The sequence below is a fragment of the Falsiroseomonas oryzae genome (assembly GCF_027856955.1).
GTDB classification, from domain to species: domain Bacteria; phylum Pseudomonadota; class Alphaproteobacteria; order Acetobacterales; family Acetobacteraceae; genus Falsiroseomonas; species Falsiroseomonas oryzae.
In genome coordinates this window covers 1-3,064 of the sequence record NZ_JAPSMD010000544.1, presented here as the reverse complement: position 1 = coordinate 3,064, position 3,064 = coordinate 1, and the positions used below count along the sequence as shown (strand labels likewise).

5 protein-coding genes are annotated in these 3,064 nt (G+C 73.4%); 2 read left to right on the top strand and 3 right to left on the bottom strand.

The genetic code is table 11. The annotated features are described in order from the left end of the window. Nucleotides 1–283: 283 nt before the first annotated feature. The gene (locus tag OZN99_RS28580) at nucleotides 284–712 is read left to right on the top strand and encodes a septal ring lytic transglycosylase RlpA family protein (protein ID WP_270938612.1); all 429 of its coding nucleotides are present in this window, start codon (nucleotides 284–286) and stop codon (nucleotides 710–712) included. Nucleotides 713–863: 151 nt separating this feature from the next. On the opposite strand, the gene OZN99_RS28575 is transcribed toward OZN99_RS28580, so the two are convergent. After that, a complete protein-coding gene (locus OZN99_RS28575; RefSeq protein WP_270938611.1) occupies nucleotides 864–1,100 on the bottom strand; it encodes a DUF1127 domain-containing protein in 237 nt (78 codons plus the stop codon). A 110-nt stretch (nucleotides 1,101–1,210) separates the two neighbouring features. Here OZN99_RS28575 and OZN99_RS28570 point away from each other — a divergent pair, with 110 nt between their 5' ends. Next, nucleotides 1,211–2,119, top strand: a complete 909-nt coding sequence (locus OZN99_RS28570) for a LysR family transcriptional regulator (protein WP_270938610.1) — start codon at nucleotides 1,211–1,213, stop codon at nucleotides 2,117–2,119. An 80-nt stretch (nucleotides 2,120–2,199) separates the two neighbouring features. On the opposite strand, the gene OZN99_RS28565 is transcribed toward OZN99_RS28570, so the two are convergent. Then, nucleotides 2,200–2,424 (bottom strand): hypothetical protein, encoded by a 225-nt coding sequence (locus OZN99_RS28565; protein ID WP_270938609.1) that lies wholly within the window; start codon nucleotides 2,422–2,424, stop codon nucleotides 2,200–2,202. Between the two features lie 122 nt (nucleotides 2,425–2,546). Beyond that, a partial coding sequence (locus OZN99_RS28560; protein ID WP_270938608.1) for a YcbK family protein occupies nucleotides 2,547–3,064 on the bottom strand: 518 nt, incomplete at its 5' end.

Genomic DNA, 3,064 nt, shown 5'->3' with positions numbered 1-3,064 from the left:
CGGGGGGCGGCTCGCCGGGCTGGTCACCGCCCTGCCGCAGCCCGGCGCGGCGCCGCTGCTGGCCGCGCTGTCCGGCCTGGATCTGGACGGCCTGGCCCGCGGGCCGCACGGGCGGGAGGTCTTCCTGCTCTCCGCCGAGGCGGCCCTGGCCGAGGCGGCGCGCCTGGCGCGATAGCGCCGCGGCCTCACGAAGCCGCGACCGGGCCGCAACCCCGGCCGTCCTGTCGCGTCTGCTGACCCCGTGCCCTGGGACAGGGCCCCACAAGGGACCAGGAGACAGGACATGCGGATCAAGACCACCTTATGGGCAATGCCGGCCCTGGCCCTTCTGGCCGCCACCCCGGCCTGGGCCAATGAGGCGCAGCGCGCGCTGGGCCGCGTGCAGCGCGGCGAGGCCTCCTACTACCACCCCGAGCGCTTCACCGGCCGGCAGATGGCCAATGGCGACCGCTTCGACCCGCGCTCCAACGCCGCCGCCCACCGCACCCTCCCGCTCGGCACGGTGGCGGACGTGACCAACCTCGAGACCGGCACGACGCGCCAGGTGGTGATCGAGGACCGCGGCCCCTACGCCAATGGCCGTATCCTGGACGTCTCGCCGCGCACCGCGGAGGAGCTCGGCATGCGGCATGACGGCGTGGCGCCGGTGGAACTCCGCCCGGTCGGACGCCTGCCGGACCGCGCGCGGGACGGGCGGAGCGGCACCGAGTAGCGACCCGTCTGATCCGGGCCGCGCACGGCCCGGGCCTGCGCAGCCGCCGCGAAGCCGTCAGGCTGGCGCGGACGGCCCGGGAGAACGGGCACGAGACAGTTCGCCGCCGCCTGCCGCGGCTCTGTCGCGGCAGGCGGCGTGCGCCGTCCTCCTATCGCATGTGCCAGGGCGCGCTGCGGGCCAGGTCCCAGGGGGCGCGGCTGGCTTCCTGCAGCGCATCGGCGCGCGTGATGCCGATGTCCTTCAGCATGCGGTCGTCCATCTCCGCCAGGCGGCGGCGCGTCTCGATCGCATGCAGCGCCCTGGCGAGCCAGGCCAGCCAGCCCGCCGGACGCACCGCGCCGCGCGCGGCGCGGGCGACGGGACGGGAGAGCGCGGTGCCGGACATCTCTGGGGTTCCTTTCCCTCACTGACGACGCCGAGACCTTCCTCCCGCGTCAGGCATCATGGAAGCGAATTGTATTGACGCGGGGCATCAGGATTGCTGATGCTCGTTGCATGCTCGCATTGCCCCCGGGGCTCGACCCCGACCTGCTGCGCGCCTTCGTCCTGATCGCCGAGGGCGGTTCCTTCACCCGCGCGGCGGAGCGCGTCGGGCGCACGCAATCCGCCGTCTCCATGCAGATCCGCCGGCTGGAGGAGACGCTGGGCCAGCCGCTATTGGTGCGCACGCCGCGCGGCGTGCAGCCGACGCCGCAGGGCATGTGGCTGCTGGAGCGGGCGCGCGCGCTGCTGGCGCTGAACGACGAGATCGTCGGCAATTTCCGCGCGCCGCCGATGGTCGGCACGGTGCGGCTGGGCACGCCGGATGACTACGCGCTGCAATGGCTGCCCGACATCCTGGCCCGCTTCGCGGAGGCGCATCCGGGTGTCGAGCTCGACGTCACCTGCATGAATTCCGACGTGCTGGCCCTGCAGATCCAGGAAGGGCGGCTGGACCTGACGCTGATCAGCGAGGGGCAGGAGCCGCGCGGCATCCTGGCGCAGCGCGTCTGGCGTGGCCCGCTGCGCTGGGTGGGCAGCCCGACGCATGGCCTGCACAAGCGCGACCCGCTGCCGCTGGCGCTCTCCCGCCCCGACAACGCCTGCGTGTGGCGCAATGCGGCGCTGGGCGCGCTGCGGGCGCAGGGGCGCTCGACGCGGGTGACCTACAACTCCGCGACGCAGACCGGGTGCTTCACCGTGGCGCTGGCCGGCCTGGCGCTGACCGTCAGCACGCCCTGCACGCTGCCGCAGGGCCTGGCCTGGCTGGGCGAGGCGGAGGGCCTGCCGCCGCTGCCGGAGATGGGCATCCTGCTGCTGCGCCACGAGGCCGCGATGGGCGTGCCCGCAGCGGATGCGCTGGCCGCGCATATCGCGGAGGGCTTCCGGCGGGCGAGCGGGCCGGGGGTGGCGATCGCGGCGTGATCCCGCGCCGCCGGCGGCTCAGCTAGCTGCCGCGATAAAGAACTTGCCGCCGATTGCGGTCACGTTGGCCGAGGTGATGGTCACCACCAGCTCGGCCGACTGGATGATCGAGACCTCGCCCTGGAAGGGCGTCCGTCGCCGGGCGAGTTGAGCGTGAAGGCGAAGCCGTTGCCGCTGAACGACGCGCCGTTCCCGAAGCTGAAATTGGGCACGCTGAAGCCCTTGGTGAAGGTCACCGGGTTGAGCGCCGCGAAGAAGGTCGCGGGGCTGGTGTAGATCGTGCTGGCGGCGCGCGCCGACGACACCGGCTGCGATCCAAGGGCGACGACAGCCAAAGGCCGCTGCAGTGCGCTTCCAGCACGCCATGGTGCTTTCTCCCGTGATCGGGCGACGGCAATCTCGTTTCAGAACAAGATCAATAACGGGTTTACGAAGCGGGAAGCTGTCCCCCGCGCCAGCCGCGCAGCGGTCCGATGTCCACATGGACGAAGCCGGGATAGGTGCCGACGCCGTGCTCGCTGTAGAAGCGCGCCACCTCCGTTGCCGCGGCGGCGATGCGCGCCGCCGGCACGCCCGGCATCATGATGTCTGCCGCCTGGCCTTGCAGGTGCAGGCTGTTGCGCGCCGCGCCCTCCAGCTCCGCATTGGTGGAGGGCGTGCGGAAGCCGGAGAGCAGCACCAGCGGCCGGTCGGCGCCGATGCGCGCCTGGATCTGGCCGAGCGTGTCCAGCAGCAGGACGGGCATCGGCCCCGGCGCGTTCCGGCGGAGGTCGCGGAAGACATGCCGCGCGCGCGCCACCGCCTGCCAGTCGATCTGCCCGTCGGCCCGCACATAGGCCAGGCGGAGCTCCTCGCCAGCCTGGTTGCGCAGCCAGATCGCGCGGGTGCGGTCGCCCGGGCGCTGGACGGCGCGCGCGGGCGCGGCGACGACCGCGGCCGCGGCCA